Source organism: Tunturiibacter lichenicola (genome assembly GCF_051013355.1).
Classification (GTDB): domain Bacteria; phylum Acidobacteriota; class Terriglobia; order Terriglobales; family Acidobacteriaceae; genus Edaphobacter; species Edaphobacter lichenicola_F.
In genome coordinates, this window is the sequence record NZ_CP132944.1 from 5,501,644 (window position 1) to 5,519,664 (window position 18,021).

The window sequence follows — 18,021 nt, forward strand, 5'->3', positions numbered from 1 at the left end:
CGTGGGAGCACACCTATTCGGGGCGATCTGCGCAATTACGCTTCGTGCGTCCTGTGGATCGCCCACGCCTGTGCCGATGAGTCTGCCCCACTTACCCCAACGACAAATGCGGTCTAAATGACGACAAGTCAGCTTGTCGTCAGCAATTTGGTACCGAAAGATAACGGTTGGTGAGTTTCGTAACAGACTCGTTCCTCCTCCTGCACCTGCCCCTCTTCTGCCTGCCAATTCAAATGCCGATATGAGCGTTTATCGGGACTGATGATCCAAACCGACGCGACCGCGTCAACGGGTGCATTGGCCTTCCATGAGAAGGCCGGTCGGTGTCAACCCGTTTTTGTGTAGTTGGGGACAAATTCATCTCCTTCCCGGTCTGAACGCGATTCCTTGCACGCCGAGCTGCCGCTTTTGTCGCCACCCTTCCATCCGCACTCTGTTGTGAGCGTTCCATCGCTCGGTGCAAGTTGGGTGTTCTCGATTTAGCCGGTGCTGCCACCTGTTATTGCGACCTTTCACTCGATCTCGCAGACGGAGTGTTGGGCCAGGCCAATGACGCAGTCACCGGAACTCGGCTTATGACGCTAAACCTCCATACATCTGGAACTGAACTATGCAACCGCCGGCAGTGTAGCCCGGCCACTTGATCGTAGCGGCATATAAACATCTCCGCTCACCCATAGTCGATGCAGCAGGACGGCCAGTTTACGGGCGACCGCTATCACTGCGCGTTTCTTCCCGCGTTTGCCTCCGTGCTCAGCCAGCTTCATGCCCCATCGGCGCAGGTCGCTGTCGACTCCCCAGGGGCCGAGAACGTGGTGCGCAGCCTGCACCAGAAGTGTTCGTAGGTAAGGATCGCCCTCTTTGCTGATGTGCATCTGCGGCTCGCTCTGTCCCGAGTTACGCCTTCCAGGTTGGAGACCCACGTAGCAGGCGGCATCCCGGCTCTTGCGAAAACGGTGTGGATCTTCCAGCGTCAGCATATAGGTGAGGGCGATTAGCGTTCCCACTCCCTTGATCTGCTTCAGCCGCTCCGCTTCTGGATACTTATTCCGCGTCATGGACTCAAGCAGGTGGTCGTACTCGCAGATCCGTTCGCTGACCGACTCTATCTCTCTCATCATCGGTTCCAGTGCACTCTTCAACTCCGGACTCAGATCCTGGGCCGCCTTCGGCTTCATCCCGCGTGCGTTGCATCCGCGGAGCCGCTCTCCGTAGGACTTCGTCAGGCCGCGCGCCGCGTTGACCAACATCGTCCGTGCACGCACCAGAGCGGCTCGCGCACGGATCACCGTCAGGTCCGCTTGGGCCTCCGCGCTTCGATGCTTCACTGGACACAACAACTGTGGATCGATCCGTACCAGTCGCGCAAGCGTTCTAGCGTCGATCCGATCATCCTTGCGCCTGCTCTCCCCGATCAGTCGCACGCTGCGAGCGTGCGCCACGATCGCCTCATGACCGAGCTCGCTAAGCAACCGGCTTACCCACGGTGAATGCGTTCCGGTCTCCAGTGCGATACGGCTCCGAGGCATCGCTCCGAAGATCTCTTTTATCGCCTTGGGCGTCGTGTTCACCCTCTGCTCCATCAGGACGTCACCTGCTTCATCGAGCACGCAATAAAAGCTCGATCTGTCGCCCAGATCCAGACCGACGGTCAGGCGTCGGTCCTGCTTGTTGAGTGTCTGCTGCATCATCGTAGTGGTAAGCTTCTTCATCGCCGGTCTCCTTGTCTCCCGCGCTTCAAGCGCGTCGATAACTTGGGAGCTTAACGCATCCCGCTGGAGACCGGCCTTCTCATCCCATCTGATATGGAGTGACCGTGTCAATCTGTGCGATTTATGGGTATTCGTTGTTGTCGTTTTCGTCGTTGTTCGAGGCTTTGAGATCGTCGCCGGGGCGAGGCGTTTTCGCGCCGCGCAGATCGCGGAGGTTTCCACCGTTCCCGCCCGCATCGTCAACCTCTCGGATGCCGAGGCACTCGAAGCGCAATTGGTCGAGTTATCTATAGTTGGCAAGAGTTTTCTTTGTCTTCATGCGGCTCGGTACGTTGTTTATATGTAAACGACGTGGCGGGCCGAGGATTGGGGCACCACACCAAATACCTTTCGGCAATGCGATTTCGGCAGATTCAGCCCAAACAGTGGTGTCCGGCTGTCCGGACCGGGCCATGTTGCCCAAAATCCCGTTTTCGGGAAATAGCTCTGAGACAATAAGGCTTTTCGTATTGGCAAACTAGAGGTAGACTCACCCAGGACAAAATTGATCGCTTTCCCCGGGAGTTTTTCGTACGATGCGCTTTTCTGCTTTGCTTTGTTTCCCTGCTTTGACCATATCTTTCTTCTCTATTTCTTTTTGCGCCATTGCTGCCGCTCAGAACCCCGTCACCATCTCGCTCGCTCTCAACTCTCCCACCCAGCCCGCTGCCACCCCCACCACTGCCACGGTCACTGTCGCCGACTCAGCCGGTCCCATTCGCTTCGGCATGGTCGATATTCTTGACGGCACCCAGAAAGTTCAGACCCTCCAACTCGTTAGCACCTCCGGGTCCGGCTTCACGCCGGGGACAGCCATCCTGCGCCACATCTTTGCGCCCGGAAGCCACCAACTCACCGCTGCCTTTCACGCCACCACCGCGGACGCCGCTGCCAACAGTTCCCCCATCGCGCTCTCCGTCACCCCCGGGACCTACACCTCCACCAGCGCCCTTCGCTACGCTCAGACGATCGACTTCTCCGTCAACGACAGCTATAACGTGCTCACGGACGTCGTAGTTGCCGACTTCAACAACGACGGGATCCCCGACATCGCCACCGTGCAAGGCTACCCAAACGCCTTGGCCGTCTCGCTCGCCGACAAACCCGGCCATTTCCTTCCCCCCACTAACTTGCCGATTGCTTCCAACAACGACAACAGCTTCATCCGCGTGTTCGCCGCCGATCTCGACGCCGACGGTCTTGTCGACCTAATCGTTACGGGCGGAGCCGACGACTATACCGTGTTCTTTCGTAACAATCCCGCGGCTCCCGGCACTTTTCTTGCGCCAACCGAACTCATCCCTGACAAAGGAACTCCCATCGTGATCGGAGACTTCAATCACGACGGCCTGCCGGACATCGCCTACATCCAGGGAAATGCAATCTCCACCAATCCCAGCACTATCACCGTCGCCCTCAACCAGCAGTCCGCACCCGGCACCTTCCCCATCAGCGTCACCAGTTCATCGTTTTCCGGGTACGACGTCGTTGGTCTCAATGCTGCGGACATGAACGGCGACGGTTTTCCAGACCTTGTCGTGCGTTGCGCGCCTTCGTATAACGGCAACCTGCCGGCAAGCGCCGACACGTGGGAGTTTATCGTCTTCCTGGCCGACCCAGCCCATCCCGGGCAGTTTCTCGCTCCCGCTTTTAGTAGCCCGCCCGCCGCCATAAACAGCATCGCGGTGCAGGATCTCAACCACGACGGCCTCCCGGACGTAGTGGTCTCAGGTACGGGTAGCTTCTTCTCCGTATACCTTGGAGATCCCGCCCATCCCGGCCAATTACTCGCGCCCCAGAACACCACAGCGCCCGGGAATCTGGCCTACCTCTACACCATCGCCGTTGGAGACATCGACGGTGACGGGACTTCCGATGTCATCGCCACGGATGGGAAAAACGCGTTCCTCATCTTTCCCGGCAAAGGCGACGGCACTTTCCTCGCGCCCACTACGCTGCTCGAAGGACTCACGGCCCCCGCCTGGGGCAACTCAGCAACCGTCCTCACCGACCTCGATGGCGACGGTCTCAATGACCTCGTAACCACCGAGTACGGCCAGAACACCGCCCAGATTTTCCTGCACGACACTCAGGTTATTGCTCCGACGCTGCAGACAGCCACTGACCTTACCGGCTCCCCGTCGGGTAACATCCAGTCCGGTACTCCGATCACATTCACCGTTACCGAAACAGCCTCCAGCGGTCAGCCCACCAGCTCCGTCGATCTTCTCGACTTTGTCGGCTTTCCACCCTATACGGTCATCGCTACCCTGCCCCTCGTGGGCAATACCGCGACCTTCACCACGAGCTCCCTCACTGCCGGCGTTCACGGACCCGTCGCCGTCTTCCACGGTAACTCTATCTATGCTCCTAGCCAGTCCGCAGGTCCGGTTCTGAATATTCTCCCGAGCCAATCGACAACTATCCAGCTGACAGCCACCCCCAACCCCGCCACGTTCGGCCAGGCAGTGACCCTGCTCGCGACCCTGACTGGAAGCTATGGAACGCCGGTCGGCTCCGTCACGTTTATCGATTCGGGCCAGAACATCCGCACCGTGACACTGGTCAACGGTGTCGCCTCGTTCACTACTTCCAGTCTTGCAGTGGGGTCTCACACCATCCAGGTCGGCTACCCCGGCAACTACGAAGGGCAATCGGAGACGTCCGCCCCAATCACGGTCACCATCACCGGCACTCCCGATTTTTCGCTCTCGATATCCTCTCCCACGGCTACCGTAACCCACGGCTCCGCCGCCAGCACCACCATCTCCCTTACCCCCCTGAGTGGCTTCTCGGCTGCGACCTCCCTCACCTGCACGGGTGCACCCACCAACTCCACGTGCTCGATTTCTTCCCCCAGCGTCACACCTGCCGGTGCCGCCGCCACGGCCACCCTCACCCTACAGACCAGCGTCCAGTCCGCATCTCTGACACCCGGTCGGTCTCCGTTGAATCCAGACGCGTCCACCCCAATCGTCGCTGGAACCCTGCCCCTCGGTCTACTCGCTCTCCTCTCCGCACGCCGCCGCAGAGTTCGGAGCGCCACCGCAAGACCGCGCCACCTCATTTGCGGGGGCTCGCTCTTTCTCGCCGTCAGCCTCCTTGCCAGCCTAGTCTCCGTCGTCTCCTGCGGAGGTTCCAGCGGCGGTGGCGGGTCCGCCAGCCCCCAAACCCTCTACCCCACCGCCGGAACCTACCCCCTCACCGTCACCGCTACTAGCGGCGCGACCATCCACACCACTACATTCACCGTTACCATCCAATAGATCCTGATCCCAAGGCCTGAAAAGTCGCATTTGCGGCAACTACGTACCCCGAAATGCCTCGGAGCATCGATCGCAAGTGATTAACGCATCATTTTGACGTTCGGTGCAAGAACCCAGCTTCGTCTGTACTACCGCAAGTCTGCCGTAGATGGCTTCGAGTTGCTCTTTCAGCTCGCGATTGATTTCCTCCAACGTCCGAATGCGGAGTCGGAGAGTCGCCACGACTCGTTCGTGCGAGAGCCGCTGCCGCTGTTGCAGATTCTCGCCCGCACCAGCCGGCGAGGTAGTACGAATCTTCATGAGCTTGTCCCGGAGGGATTTCGTTCCGTAGAGCCAGGCCGTCGATACCTTCGCACGCGTAGCGACACTGCGGAAGTTGATCTCCGCTTCTTCAGACTGCATCAGGAGAATCGCTGCGGTGGCACGCTGCATCGCATCCTTGCTGCGAGATCGGGCGCTGCGCTTCAGACCATCCGTATTCCTAACCATGACTTGCCTCCAGGGTTGTGACGATGTTGATGAGGCTTGTTCGCTTCCGCACGTTCATCTCGCTCTGTCGCACCCATCCGTTCGCATCGGCTTTCGCGATGATGCTTTCTGTCTCGCGAAGTTCCGCGCGATGCACTTCGAGGAACGTGGCATCCGTCCTGAAGTGCGCACAGTTGAGGCAAGCGTTCGGGTGAGGACACGGACCAGCCACGATTGGGATCGCGCAGTAGCCGTTCGTCAGAGCTTGAGCCAGGACGCTGCGAGTGAACCACTGCAGATCGGCCGTGTCGTTGACCCCATCCTCCGCGACGACCTTCCCTGAGACATCGATCAGCGTGCCTTTCAGATACTCAGACAGTTTGTCCTTCATGGTGGCATCGTGGATGTGGGCGTAGCGGCTGGTCATCTCCGGGCCCTTATGGCCCAGATAGCGCTGGATGATGTGGTGAGGAACTCCGAGATTGACCATACGGGTTCCAACGGTGTGACGGAACTGATGCGCCTGGAAGCGGAACAGCTTGCCGTTCGCTCCGCGGATGTCGTGATCGTAGGCAAGACGGTTGATCCTGTGAGCGAAGCTGGCCTGCTTGAGAACCCCTCCTTTTCTGTTTGGGAAGAGGAACTCTGACTCCACCCTGCCGCCTCGCACTGCGGCCTGCTGCTCCTGCACCAGGCCTGCGATAACGGGGGATACCGGGATTGCGTTCTCTCGTCGGACTTTTCCTTGCAGATAGCGCAGATAGTGAACGCCACGAGCATCCTGCGTGAGACAGTCAACAGGAAGCTCCAGGAGTTCGCTGATCCTCATGCCGCACTCCTGAAGGATCAGGATCATGTGCCGCCAGGGAGCCTTGAGATCGTCAAGATGGCGATTCAGTTGATCCAGAACCGACGAGGGCAGGTAGCGCGGTTGAGGCTTGGGAGGCTGAGGCACCTCCTCGTCATAGATCAGCCGTTCGGGTCCGACGGGAAGCCATCCTTCACGATGCGACATCTCCAGGAAGTTTCTCAGATTGAGAACGTTGTTCTTGGCGCATCCCGGGCGCACTCTTTTTTGCAGATAGTTGAGGTAGTCGAGCAGCAGTCTGCGTGTAATGTGCTTTGCTCTGGCTTGAGGCTTCACTTCTGCAAGGAAGTCAGAGAAGCACGCAAGCGCCTGCACCCGGGTCCGGCAAGTGCTCGCCGAGTAGAGTGGCGGACAGTACTTCAGGTAGAGTTTCGCCGCGTCACGCAGCCACTCCTGTCGAACGATAAGGAAGCCTAGCCGGACGTTGGTTCGCGACAGGTTTGTCGTTGCGCCCATCAGCTTCAGATCCCAGATATCTTTCTCGTGCGCCGGCCGCATATCGTAAGCCTGAGCGAGCATGATCGAAGCCTGCCGCAACAAGCTGATATAACCGCTATCGCGAAGGGTGATGCTTGGCTGTTGGTTCCCATTCATCCTGTTAGTGGTGGCCCGCTTATACATCCCCAAGCCCATTAGATATTTGCGATAGAGTGCCTGCCACTCCGGGAAGCTGAGGCACATCAGAGACGCTGGCAGGTCCTTCAGACTGTTCAGCCAGCGGATCATCAGATGAACCTTCGCCAGCTCCTGTGTGCTCCGCCACTCGCCCCCGGAGAACTTCTTCCAGCACACATACTTGAGCTCACCATTGATTGCCGCCGATTTGCAGTCGAACCTCAGTCGGCGCTGACGGGCATTCGGGGAGAGCGTTCCCGCGGGACTGTGATGCATGTCCCACAGATCTTCAGCCCAGAAGCCCTGCAACTCAGCGATGAGCTTGACCTGCGTCGTCCGCTTCCAGCCAGGATGGGTGCTCATCGCCCACGCTCCTTTTGATAGCGCTCGAACATATCGCCCATGTCTTCAGGCTGCAGATGGGCATAGGTGCCGACGGTCGTCTGGATGTGCGCGTGACCCAATCGCCGCTGCACATAAGCCGCATCCCACCCAGCTCGGAGAAGGTCGGTCGCATGGGTGTGACGGAACATGTGCGGCGTTGCCTTCAGCCCAGTCCTCTTCGAGAGTTGCCGGAATAGATCGATTACCGTTGCATACCGCATCGGCGATCCAACCTGGCCGCCCCACCAGTTCACGAAGACATAATCGTGCGAAGCTTCTCTATATTCATGAACGAGGTAGTTCGCATAAAGAGCCATCGCCGGTTTCGAGACATGCACCACATACGGCGAGCGCGACTTGGCCAGAGCCCCGTTGCTGTTCGCGCGGGGTACGATGTCGATTGCGCCGTCGTAAGAGCGGATGTCTGCATGGCGAAGCCCCAGAGCCTGCCCGATTCGCATTCCGCTCTCCTGGAGAAGACACAACAGCAGACGATCCCTCAACCGTGTGCACGCATCCAGCAGAGATTGAACTTCGGCCGGCGAGAACACGCGAGGTAAGCGCTTGATCGCACGAACACGAATGACCGCATGGCGAAGGGATTGTGTTCGGCTGATGTGGTGCAGGAACGGCTTGTACGGACTCTTCGCTCCATAGCGGCGCGAGCGATTGATCGCAGTCTCCACCCCCAGCCTGTCCTGGTACTCGTAGAACGAACCAATGGCCGCGAGGATCAGATTGATCGTGGCATCGGAACGATGGTCCCCACCAGCGCGCGTTGCATGCCGCACCCAGCTCACGAACTCCGCCAGTTGGGTCAGCTTGAGGCGTCGCCAGTCATGACCGTGCTCAACCAGGAACTCCCAGAAGGCTTGCAGATGGTGCGCATAAGCCCTCACCGTGTTCGGTGATCTCCCCAACCGATGAAGATAGAGAAGGTACTCGTTCAACACTGTGACTGGGAGATGCTCCCCATCCACGACGATCCAACTCAGATGTCCCGTGTCCGGCACCCTGATCTTCTGCACTCTCACCACGACCTGCCTCCAGAGCCAGGCACGAGCCAGCATGGGCGCAGTTCGCTACGCTCACCGCACCCATGCTGGCTGATCTACGTCATAGACAACTACAGATAACAATTCCACAACGTGCAGGATTCCATCGTCGTAGACATCATTGACAGCTTCTGAAGGACTAAAGATAAATCGAGAATCTGCAACGGCGCGACGTGCATTCTTTAGAAGAAGCACAGGGTTTTCGCGCTCTTCTCAATCTGGACGAGCCGAAGTATAACGTTGAGCAAATCGCCGCGAAGACAGGCAAGAGTCCCGCCTATGTCACCACCCGCCTAAAACTCACCGAACTGTCTGCACCCGTCGTCGAGGCCTTCTACGCCGAGGAGACTGGCGTCGGACACGCTCTGTTGCTGGCGAAGCTCCAACCCGACCAGCAGGAAGCCGCTCTCGCCGCTTGCTTCCGGGAGGACTGGCAAAGTGGCAGCGGCAAACAGAAACGCATCCTCTTACCTGTCCGTAATCTTCAGTTCTGGATTGATAGCAACATCCTTCTCATTCTCAAAGATGCGCCATTTGACAAGAAGGACGCCCAGTTAGTGCCAGCCGCAGGAAGCTGCGTTGATTGCCCCAAACGCACAGGCCACAACAAGCTCCTGTTTTCCGAACTCGGTAAGCAGGATGCCTGTACCGACCCTACCTGCTACCAATCGAAGGTGGAGGCGCATGTGGCCAAAACCATCGCGACCAAACCGCAGCTAGTTCAAATCAGTAACGGCCTACGGCCAACAGAAGGAAGGAAGCACAACTCTCCTGCGCAACAAATACACGGAGATTCGTGCCGAGAAACCCTCTTCAAAAGAGGAGGCGAAGCGGCCCGAGTTCAAGACCTGCAAATTCACCAGCGAAGCCATCATCACCGAAGGCAATGAGAAGGGCGAGTTTCGCAAAGTATGCAGCAACCCGGCATGTCCCATTCACCATCCGGCGAAGCCATCCAGTCGCGACGATGGGAAGTGGAAGGCAGAGCAGGAGCAGCGGCGCAAAGCAGAAACCATCGCCAACACAACGGGGATTCGCGTGTTGAAGGCGATTGGCAATGCCGTACCCGTACGATTGCTGAAGCGCGACCTGCTGTTTGTCCTCACGCAGACTATTCCTCTGGTAAGCGAGGGACAACTGCAGGCCTTGGCGCGGCAGCACGGCATTCGCAAAGATCGCGAAACCGACATGATCGAGAAGCTGTTTGCTTCCTTCCTCCGCCGTGCCGATGAAGGAACGCTCTCTCGCTTGCTCGTCGAGGTCAGCGTCTTGATTGCGGCGAGAAGCAGCAGCAATGGAACGAACCCTCTACGCGATGCGGCACTGGCTTACAAGATAGATATCGACGCGATCACCCTCAAGGTGAAGCAGGAGTTTGCGGCCAAGGAGAAAGCGACAAAGGAGGTCAAGACGGCGTCTTCGGGAGGGGGTAAGAGTCGCAAAGCAGCTTGAAGCCTGCTGGGGGAGCCGCAAGGCTCCCCCAAATTCGTTGTTCTATCGCAAAGCAAGGCGAGACCGCTTTTCCGATGCATCACGAACAAGGTCGCACTGAGCATGAAACTCGGCTACCCCATTAGATCTCGCTAGCGAAAATCTTTGGCACTTAGATTGCCGAACCTATCAGACCTCATTGTAAGTGAGTTAATTCGGCTCGCGTTCCGCCCACTCATGGTAATTTCAGTAGGAAGTTGACACGGATCGTTTTCCTTTTCGTCTCTTGAATACCTAATTCTTTGTTACAAATTTCCGCTTTTGGGGCCCTATGCGAGACAAACAAACTGAGTATTCTTGCGCCGCCGCATCCGCAATTGAACTTTTGCAAGGAAAATGGAGAATACAGATTCTTTGCGTCATGAGGCACGGGCCAGTCCGTTTGGGTCGCCTCGGTCGCATGATTCCCTCGGCCTCTAAAAAAGTTCTGACAGAAAACCTTCGAAAGCTGGAATCAGCGGGCCTCATCAGCAGGACGGACCTAGGTGGTCAAATTCGCCACGTCGAATACGATCTGGTCGAGCCGGTCAAATTAGGCACTTATCAACTTCTCGATTCTCTCGCGCAATGGCAGACGGTTTACGAAACAGTACTGCCGACGCAACATGACAACGGACGTGAGATACCGTAACTCAATCGTCGATGTGCAGTTCGGGCGCTCCAGGTCCAATACTGATGGACATTCCTACCTCCGAATCCTACGTATCAGCCTCGATAACGGTTAGGCTCTTACCGGTCTCTCCCGCCCGAAGAGAATCCGCGGTGACCACCAGCGTGACACCGGGTGTTAGTTCCCCGTTCAATCGATCCCGGAAGTCATCGGGCATGGTCACTCGTGCACGGTCGGCCGCCGACACTTCCCTGCTACCGGTCCAGTTTTGTCCAGGCAAGGGCAATTGCATCCAATGAAATCCCTGGTCGTCGACTTTAGAGAGACTGTACGCTGCGGTTTCGGTTACGGGACCCGCGATCGTCACATGCGCGGAACCAATCAGAACGCCGTTCCGCAACACAATGAGCCTCTGATCCGATGCGCTGAGGATAAGAGAGACCGGACCAGAAGCCGACTTCTCCGGTTGCCAAATTGACGGACCAGTTTGCGCGGCAGCATTCGCAGCGATACTTTGCAGCAGGTCAGGGGTTGGGGCGACGCGTGGCAGTTCCTCGAGATCTGTGATGACAACGGTCATTCCCATGGGGCTCGCCTTATAGAGCAGTTTGGCAAACGCTAACGGCATTCGAACACAGCCGTGGGAGGCAGGATAACCCGGCAAGTTTCCCGCGTGCATCGCAATCCCGGTCCAGGTGAGTCTCTGCATGTAGGGCATTGGTGCTGAGTTATATAGATTCGACTTGTGATCGATATGCTTCTGCAACACGGTGAAGACGCCGGTTGGTGTTCGATGACCAGCCTTGCCAGTGGAAACAGTCGAAACTCCGATCAACACGCCATTGCGATACACAGAGCATCGCTGCACTGGCAGGCTGACGATGACCAGAACTGGCCCGGACGGCGCAACCGCTGGCGCCCACAGATATTCTCCCGGCTTCAGCCGCTCGATCGCGTCTGTAACGCTAGCCCCATCAAGCTTAGCCTGTAGCCCGTCCGCTATCCGAAGATGCGTCCATCCCAGAGCGATGCTCCCTGTTACGTTTTGGAGAAACTTCCGCCTAGTACTGCTCATCCTCATTGACCCTCCATATAGAGTGACCCCATTCAACACCTACAAGTACAAGCCACCGATACTTACCCGGTATTTCGCTAGCGAATGCTGCGACAGCCGAAGCTTCGTTGTCTTGCGGTTTCGGATGGTTTCAACACGCTCGCGAATGATCAAAACGCTTCTCCTACGCCCATGCTCCAGGTCCAACTATCTTTCCCCCGGGCGAAATCCGCTCGCAGATTGACATGGTACTTCTTACTGAGCGCATATCTTGGTCCGCCCCCTATGCTCGGCAGAACATTATTGGCTCGGAAGATCTCCTTCCCGCCTGGTATCACCTCGCCAAGACCGCCAAATGCCGCAAGTCCGAACCCTTTGGGCAGCGACAATCGATACTCGACTTGAGTCGCTATCATGTAGCGATCGATATAGCGACCCGCGGCATACCCTCGCAGCTCGTTGTTTGTGCCGTAGATGCAATTTCCATAGAACGGCGGATCGCCACCCGTACCGCAGACATACAGGTTATAGGCCAGCACCTGGTTCTTCGCTACGGTTCCATATTTATTGAAGCTGAATCGATAGGCCTGGAAGGAATATTTGCTCCCAATTGCCTTTGTAAAAAAGTCGGCCGTGAATTGAGTAAACATCCCTGCAGTCGGATAGAAATGGTTTGGACGAGTATCGCGTACGACACGGAACCCTAAAGCACGCAAAGTAGTGTGAAGGCCGGTGTCTGCAGGAGGCGGTGCTTCGGTTTCGTTGCTGGAAGGTCTCACGGCAACGACAGAATTTCCGCTCCAAAATCGAGGGCCGATGAAGAACTGCCACGGAATACGTCGGAGCGCTTCACCTAAATAGACTTGGCCGGTTTGGTCTAGCGGTACCTTGAGGGTTCCGTTGCCAGCTGAGGTGCCGATGCCGTAGAGGTCATAGTTCACATTGCCACGAACATAGAGAGAGGAGATTGCATATCTGTTTTCTTTCATGAACAACTCTCCACCCAAGCCAAATCCACGACTACCATTATTCGTGATGAGACCAGCTCCGCCAACGGTTGAAGGAGGCGAGAGATTTTGTCGTTCTTGCTAAGCGGAAAGATATATCCGATGGCCGGAATGATTCCGGTGCCGATGGCCGGGCTCGCGATCGGTAGGGGTGCTACAACAAAAGTGCCCCGATGAGTGGAAGCCTTCTTTTTTTTGTCAGTCTTCGCTTTTGTCTTCTCAGATTCTGATGACTGGCCAGGCCGCTCGCCCTCCTGAGTTTCTGTAAGGGTTGCGACGCAGCCATGGAAAGTCGGCGTTGCGCACCAGGTACATAGGCCGAGCGATTGAAGAAGCGCGAAAAGAACGAGTACGATTACCTTCATAAGAATCGTGGCTACTACATCACTCTTTCCGGTGAGACTGCCCAGGCGAGAAGATCTTTTCAACTTCCGTCCAACTTTGAGAATGAGGCGTTGGCTTGAAACCGGTACACGACCAACCGCCCGTTTTCATATTTCTGCCAGCAGCCGTAGACTCCTCGCGATAGACATCTCCGTTTTGACCCGCAACGTCGAGGCATTCACTTCGCCAGCTCAATCTCACTCGGGCGCCAGGTCTTATTGAGCCATGGCTCCAATGGCCCATACATGCGCAGGATCACAAACCAGCTCTTCCCCGGGATCGTCTGAAGCCAGTTATTCTCTTTGCCTGCCGGCGCTTTCGGCGCAAAATAGATGTCGTACGAGCCGTCGGTGTTCTTCTCTATTCCCTTGGTCTGGCTTCCCACTGTGGGAAAGCTCTGGCCGCTCTGCAACATCGAGCGTGTCTGCGTGTCGTAGATCGTGACGGCCCAGAAATTGTTTACAGGCACATTGGGCGGGAGATGGACCTTGTAGGTCTTCCCGCCGTCGAACGGCTGTTTCTTGGAATCGAAGTACGCGCCTGCGTAATCGGAGCCGACGCCTACGGCCGTCTTGGCCATGGCCGGCGTGACGCCGCCAGCATTGAAGTAATACAGCACAGCCGCGTCAAGCTGCATCGTGCCATCCAACTCAAACGTAGCGTTCCCGTTGGCGAAGAATCCGGACCAGACGCTATCGGTGCCGGGATAGAGATACACGCCGCTCATGCGCGGCTCGTACGTAATGGCGCGCGCGGTGGCGCTTCCCAGTGCGGCGGATTCGGCGAGCAGCTTTTTCATCCGGTCGTCAGGAGCGAACGGCTTGCCCTTGACGATGCCGACGGTGGCAATCGCGCCGCGCTGTGACGGATCTATGGCGTCCATGGGCTCATCTTGGACAACAGCGTTCAGGAACTCGTAGTAGTCAATCGTGTTCGGGAAAAGTGTGTTGACGGATTTGCCGGACAAGTTGGTAAAGGTCGTGGGAGCGGGCTGGGCCGCATCCTTCAGAGGATAGATCCGAATCCCCGAAGTCATGTTCTCAGCCCCGGCTTGCAAGCCGTTCGCAATCGAGCCGCGCAAGAAAAGAAAGTTCTTGTTGGTTCGAGGCTTCAGCAGGAAATATCCGTCAGGAACCTGGCCGTCGTAGCCCGGAGGCAACACGAGATACTTGCCGCCTTTGCCCTTGTCCGCGCCGGTGACGCCTAGGTCTCCGACGAAGCGCTCCCAATCGTCGTCCAGAAAGCCGAGCATACCCGGCGGCACTTCGATGACAGTCGGTCCGTCTTTTGCGAGATCAGTGCGGGAGAATGCGTAGAGAGTAGAAGTATTCGCCGTTAAAACGACGGCTTGAGAATCCATCAGCTGCTCGAAAATGGCAACCTTGTTGGGAGCATCAGCACCTTGCGCGGCAAGGCTCGAAAGAAAGGCGCGAATCGCCACGGCGCCGAGGTTATCGAGATAGACCGTGACGCCGCGGGTGCGGTCAAGATTGTCGTAAAGGGTTTTTACGGTGTCGCCGGTCGGCACGCCGTCAGAGAACGTAAGCCTGCCGATCGGCGTGTCGAGTTTGTCGGGAGTGGAGATTGTCTTCACGGTCGACAGCGGAATGTCCGCCGCCTTCGGCGTGGTTTGCGCTTCTGCAGTGGTTAAGGCCAGTGCGCCAGAAACTGCTAATGTCATGAGATACGCTATCTGCTTCATTCTATTTTTCTCCACTTGATTTCGACTTTCTTACTTCACCAATTCGATTTCATCCGGCTTTCAAGTCTTGTTGAACCACGACGGCAGCGGACCGCAGTAGCGCAAATCGCAATTCGTTGAGATGCATTCCTTTATGCCGATTACACTGGCCTGCCACAGCGAAACGGTGTAAACCACCACTTGCTTATTGGGACAAACATATTTATGCCTTCCCGGTTCATCGAGACTCGTTCTTTGGGACCGAAACATACATCAGACCTCCTGGAAGGAGAGGTTTCACCGATCGTTCAAAGGGAGCATGCTATGCGCGGAGTCAAGGTCGCGTTGCGTGAAGGCATAGGCTTCCCGGAACTTTTCTCGCAGGGTTTCTGCGTTGGCCAAGCCAGAGTAGGCGAAGACTTGCTCGTTCGTGAGGCCGGGGACGAAGTCGGGCTGCTTACGGTTTATGGTTTGCAGCCAGAGACCGTAAAGCATGTGAAGAGCGTTTGCCTGCTCCAACAGATCAATCTCCTGCATTACCTTTTCAGGCGGCAGGGTGGACGGGTCGGAGGTCTGTGCAGTGTAAGCCGCAGCGTGAGCGGCTGCAAGCGTCATGATGTTGTAACCTTCCAGTGCTCGGTTCAGTTCGAAGTACGTTTCGGCGTATCTGGTCACTTCCTTACGCGGCATCATGGAGAGGACGCTTGTCTCTCCAGCCGTGATCCACGATGCCGTAGCGATTTCAAAGACATTCGGAGGAAAGAGCACGACGCCGGGTAGTTTTGCCTGAGGAGTTCCGGGATGTTCGCGAAGGTAGTTGAAGACGCGAAGGTTGTTCTGGAAGAGCGCTGCGGTGCCAAGATAACTTTCAGCGTTGCGACGAAAGGTCTCTCTGTTTTGTTCCCGTTCCTCCGCGAGAGCTCTTCGAGTCTCCGCTACTTCGTTGTGGTGATGGATGCTCTCGACAGCCTGCTCGAGACACACGGCAATGAGCAGGCCGATGACGATCGTGGCGATGTGAACGAAAAAGTCTCGCCAGGAGTGAACAGCGTGATCGGGTGGATGCACATCGAGCATATGAGATGTCTCCCGGAGGTAGCTGCAGTGATGTTGATGATCGCGACCCGAAAAGTCGAAGTTGTATCGTAAGAATTTAGAAGCAAGTCACTGAGACCGACGGCGCCCCCCTCCTCCAGAACCTCTTGTACGCCCTCCGCCCTGTTGCCGAGCCGAGCCGCCGGATCGTTGGAACCGCTCCGTCCGTTGCGTTCCTGTTTGGCGCGCCTGAGCATCTCGGTTAAGCTGCTGCATCGTTCCTGAAGAAGTTGGCTGCTGCGTAGCACTCGGCCTGCTACCTGCCCCTTGTGGACGTTGCTGCGCCTGAGTGCCCTGCGTTCGGCTCCCATTTTGAGCATGAGGCGTTGGCTTGGGAACCGTGTCCGACCAGCCGCCGTTGTCATACTTTTGCCAGCCGCCACTAGAATCCTTGCGGTAGACATCCCCGTTCTTGCCGGCGTACATATTGTCGTTCTTCCCTTGAGCAACGAAGCCACTGTTCCCATTCGCGCCGCTGTAACCAGCGCCTCGCGCTCCCTCGGAGGTACGAAAGCCCGCCGCGGTCCCCTGTGAGTTTGTTCTATGTGCGGTCTGCGCCCACTGATCGCCGCGCACCGCGACGGAGCTTCCCCAGTTGCCGTAAGCGTTCGAGCCTTGGCGCGTTGCACCATACACACCGGTATAGGGATTGTAGGTGCGTGCAGCTGTCGCGCTGCCATACGGACCGTACGCTGAGACCGATCTGCCGTACCGACCTGTCGAAGGGTTGTACCAAGCCGCTCCGGTTACACCTCCATACGGACCATAGGCGCCTCGTGCAACACCATAGGTGCCCGAGTGGGGACTGTAGAAGGCACCAACTCCGTACGTGGTGGGATACGGACGATAGATAGGATAACCATACGGTGGGTGGTAGTAGTAAGGCGGATAGTAATAACCCGTACCATACGCGATCGTCAGGCCCACCGCCGCACCCACCAGAAACATGCCAAGATATCCAGCAGTGTGATCGCATTCAACAGTAGTTGGAGAAGTCTGCACCTGCGTAACGTAAGTCACGTTATAGACCGGCGAACTTGGTGGAATCGTATAGATCTCTTTCGGCACGGAGCTAGCCACTTTCCACGGACCATTCGGCGCAGTCGACATGAACCACACAGCCTGAAAACAGAGGTAATATACGTCCCCGACCTTGATGACCTTATCTTGCGTATTCGTCGCATAAGACAACGTCGTAGTATCGATCGGCTTGAACTGAGGTTCCCCGTCGTACTGAACTTTTACCTGTGCCTCAGCTTCTTTGATATTCACGACTGCGGTAGTTGGGATCTGAGCCAGCAGAACAGCATCCTCTGCCTCTTCTGTACCCGGAACCGACGCTAAAACATCCGAACCCGGCCCATGCGGCGCGATCTTCGCAAAGTCCGAGGGCAAGTCCTCACTTGCATACGTCCACGGCCCATCGAGCGAAGCGGAACGGAACCATCGCCCCGAAACCAGGAAATAATATTTCTGTTCGTTCGTCTGAACGAAGACCGCGCTCTTTGTATTAGTCGCGTACGTGAGTTGAGTGCCCGGAATCTTCGTATAGATCGGCGCACCTTTGAACTCAATCACCTCAGCCGGAACATTACTGAAGAACACCGCAGGAGCAGCGCCAGCCGGACCTTGCGGCGGTATGGCCTTCTTCACCTCCGCCCAATTCTGGTCGGCAGGAAGCTTACTCATCTCCTTCGGAAGTTGTGCCGCCACGGTCCAAGGCCCTTCAAGTTTGGCCGCAGTCAGCCACTGCTTTCCATTCAGCAGGTAATACTTCTTCCCTGCCGTATCGAACAGCACCGTCCAATTCGCATTGACGACAAACTCAAGCTTCGTCTTTTCAATCGGCGCACGTACCTCTTTGTCATCCACCAACAGCAAAACGGTCGGCACTCTGCTGACAAATATCTTCGGAGGATTGTTATCGACCTTCACGGCCGGCCCCGAAACTTTTCCCTCCTCCGCCTCGGCCGTCAGTCGGTCGAGTGAGATCGTCATCGTGTTATCCGGCTTGAAAAACGTGCGAACCAATTCGTCCAGCTTTGCGTCGGTCGCCGTGTCTACCGAGGGAAACCGCGTGTCAACCAACTTGATGTTGCTGATGACGACCGTCCGGGTCTCCTTGTCGGCATCGGTCCGAGCTTGGATCGAGACCACTCCGGGCGTAGGCTTCCCGCCCGCCGGAGTGACAGAGATGGCCATCCGCGCGTCCAGGGTCCGGTAATCCGCCCACTGATCAATCTGCGGCTGGTAGTAAACAATACGCGCCCCATTCAGGGTCATCTCACGTGG

12 protein-coding genes and 2 pseudogenes are annotated in these 18,021 nt (G+C 57.0%); 5 read left to right on the forward strand and 9 right to left on the reverse strand.

All coding sequences use genetic code 11. The annotated features are described in order from the left end of the window. Positions 1–608: 608 nt before the first annotated feature. Complete coding sequence (locus tag RBB82_RS23045) at positions 609–1,712, reverse strand: IS110 family transposase (protein ID WP_433971894.1); 1,104 nt, start codon at positions 1,710–1,712, stop codon at positions 609–611. A gap of 157 nt (positions 1,713–1,869) precedes the next feature. Here RBB82_RS23045 and RBB82_RS23050 point away from each other — a divergent pair. Together RBB82_RS23050 and RBB82_RS23055 are read left to right on the forward strand one after the other, a co-directional pair. After that, positions 1,870–1,995: pseudogene (locus RBB82_RS23050) on the forward strand (ParB N-terminal domain-containing protein); the annotation flags it as partial. Positions 1,996–2,287: 292 nt separating this feature from the next. Continuing rightward, the gene (locus RBB82_RS23055) at positions 2,288–5,017 is read left to right on the forward strand and encodes an FG-GAP-like repeat-containing protein (protein WP_433973061.1); all 2,730 of its coding nucleotides are present in this window, start codon (positions 2,288–2,290) and stop codon (positions 5,015–5,017) included. A 39-nt stretch (positions 5,018–5,056) separates the two neighbouring features. On the opposite strand, the gene RBB82_RS23060 is transcribed toward RBB82_RS23055, so the two are convergent. Genes RBB82_RS23060 through RBB82_RS23070 form a run of 3 tightly spaced genes read right to left on the reverse strand, consistent with a single transcriptional unit; the run spans position 5,057 to position 8,389 of the window. Continuing rightward, positions 5,057–5,506 (reverse strand): DUF6262 family protein, encoded by a 450-nt coding sequence (locus RBB82_RS23060; RefSeq protein ID WP_433973062.1) that lies wholly within the window; start codon positions 5,504–5,506, stop codon positions 5,057–5,059. Further along, positions 5,499–7,331: a tyrosine-type recombinase/integrase gene (locus tag RBB82_RS23065; protein ID WP_433973063.1), complete on the reverse strand. Its 1,833-nt coding sequence runs from the start codon at positions 7,329–7,331 to the stop codon at positions 5,499–5,501. Before RBB82_RS23065 ends, RBB82_RS23060 begins: the two co-directional genes overlap by 8 nt. Continuing rightward, positions 7,328–8,389 (reverse strand): tyrosine-type recombinase/integrase, encoded by a 1,062-nt coding sequence (locus RBB82_RS23070; protein WP_433973064.1) that lies wholly within the window; start codon positions 8,387–8,389, stop codon positions 7,328–7,330. The genes RBB82_RS23065 and RBB82_RS23070 overlap by 4 nt, the downstream gene beginning before the upstream one ends. A gap of 191 nt (positions 8,390–8,580) precedes the next feature. On the opposite strand from RBB82_RS23070, the gene RBB82_RS23075 reads away from it, so the two are divergent. From RBB82_RS23075 to RBB82_RS23085, 3 genes are all read left to right on the forward strand, one after another. Beyond that, positions 8,581–9,297 (forward strand): ParB/RepB/Spo0J family partition protein, encoded by a 717-nt coding sequence (locus tag RBB82_RS23075; RefSeq protein ID WP_433973065.1) that lies wholly within the window; start codon positions 8,581–8,583, stop codon positions 9,295–9,297. A 148-nt stretch (positions 9,298–9,445) separates the two neighbouring features. Next, positions 9,446–9,859 carry a hypothetical protein gene (locus tag RBB82_RS23080; protein ID WP_433973066.1) on the forward strand — a complete coding sequence of 138 codons (414 nt, stop codon included), beginning with the start codon at positions 9,446–9,448 and terminating at the stop codon, positions 9,857–9,859. A gap of 310 nt (positions 9,860–10,169) precedes the next feature. Then, a complete protein-coding gene (locus tag RBB82_RS23085; protein ID WP_433973067.1) occupies positions 10,170–10,529 on the forward strand; it encodes a winged helix-turn-helix transcriptional regulator in 360 nt (119 codons plus the stop codon). A 67-nt stretch (positions 10,530–10,596) separates the two neighbouring features. Here the strand turns inward: RBB82_RS23085 and RBB82_RS23090 are convergent, their stop codons facing one another. The 5 genes and pseudogenes from RBB82_RS23090 to RBB82_RS23110 form a co-directional block, all read right to left on the reverse strand. Continuing rightward, the gene (locus RBB82_RS23090) at positions 10,597–11,583 is read right to left on the reverse strand and encodes a L,D-transpeptidase (RefSeq protein WP_433973068.1); all 987 of its coding nucleotides are present in this window, start codon (positions 11,581–11,583) and stop codon (positions 10,597–10,599) included. A gap of 149 nt (positions 11,584–11,732) precedes the next feature. Further along, on the reverse strand, positions 11,733–12,551 hold the full coding sequence (locus RBB82_RS23095) for a BamA/TamA family outer membrane protein (RefSeq protein WP_433973069.1): 819 nt from the start codon (positions 12,549–12,551) through the stop codon (positions 11,733–11,735). Positions 12,552–13,131: 580 nt separating this feature from the next. After that, positions 13,132–14,655: a DUF1254 domain-containing protein gene (locus tag RBB82_RS23100; protein WP_433973070.1), complete on the reverse strand. Its 1,524-nt coding sequence runs from the start codon at positions 14,653–14,655 to the stop codon at positions 13,132–13,134. A 276-nt stretch (positions 14,656–14,931) separates the two neighbouring features. After that, on the reverse strand, positions 14,932–15,711 hold the full coding sequence (locus tag RBB82_RS23105) for a hypothetical protein (RefSeq protein WP_433973071.1): 780 nt from the start codon (positions 15,709–15,711) through the stop codon (positions 14,932–14,934). 87 nt (positions 15,712–15,798) lie between these two features. Next, positions 15,799–18,021: pseudogene (locus RBB82_RS23110) on the reverse strand (hypothetical protein); the annotation flags it as partial.

Coding starts and splice junctions, on each gene's coding strand:
- RBB82_RS23095 (WP_433973069.1), bottom strand. CDS start 12,551: ATGAAAGAAAACAGATATGCAATCTCCTCTCTCTATGTTCGTGGCAAT.
- RBB82_RS23100 (WP_433973070.1), bottom strand. CDS start 14,655: ATGAAGCAGATAGCGTATCTCATGACATTAGCAGTTTCTGGCGCACTG.
- RBB82_RS23055 (WP_433973061.1), top strand. CDS start 2,288: ATGCGCTTTTCTGCTTTGCTTTGTTTCCCTGCTTTGACCATATCTTTC.
- RBB82_RS23045 (WP_433971894.1), bottom strand. CDS start 1,712: ATGAAGAAGCTTACCACTACGATGATGCAGCAGACACTCAACAAGCAG.
- RBB82_RS23090 (WP_433973068.1), bottom strand. CDS start 11,583: ATGAGCAGTACTAGGCGGAAGTTTCTCCAAAACGTAACAGGGAGCATC.
- RBB82_RS23060 (WP_433973062.1), bottom strand. CDS start 5,506: ATGGTTAGGAATACGGATGGTCTGAAGCGCAGCGCCCGATCTCGCAGC.
- RBB82_RS23065 (WP_433973063.1), bottom strand. CDS start 7,331: ATGAGCACCCATCCTGGCTGGAAGCGGACGACGCAGGTCAAGCTCATC.
- RBB82_RS23085 (WP_433973067.1), top strand. CDS start 10,170: ATGCGAGACAAACAAACTGAGTATTCTTGCGCCGCCGCATCCGCAATT.
- RBB82_RS23105 (WP_433973071.1), bottom strand. CDS start 15,711: ATGCTCGATGTGCATCCACCCGATCACGCTGTTCACTCCTGGCGAGAC.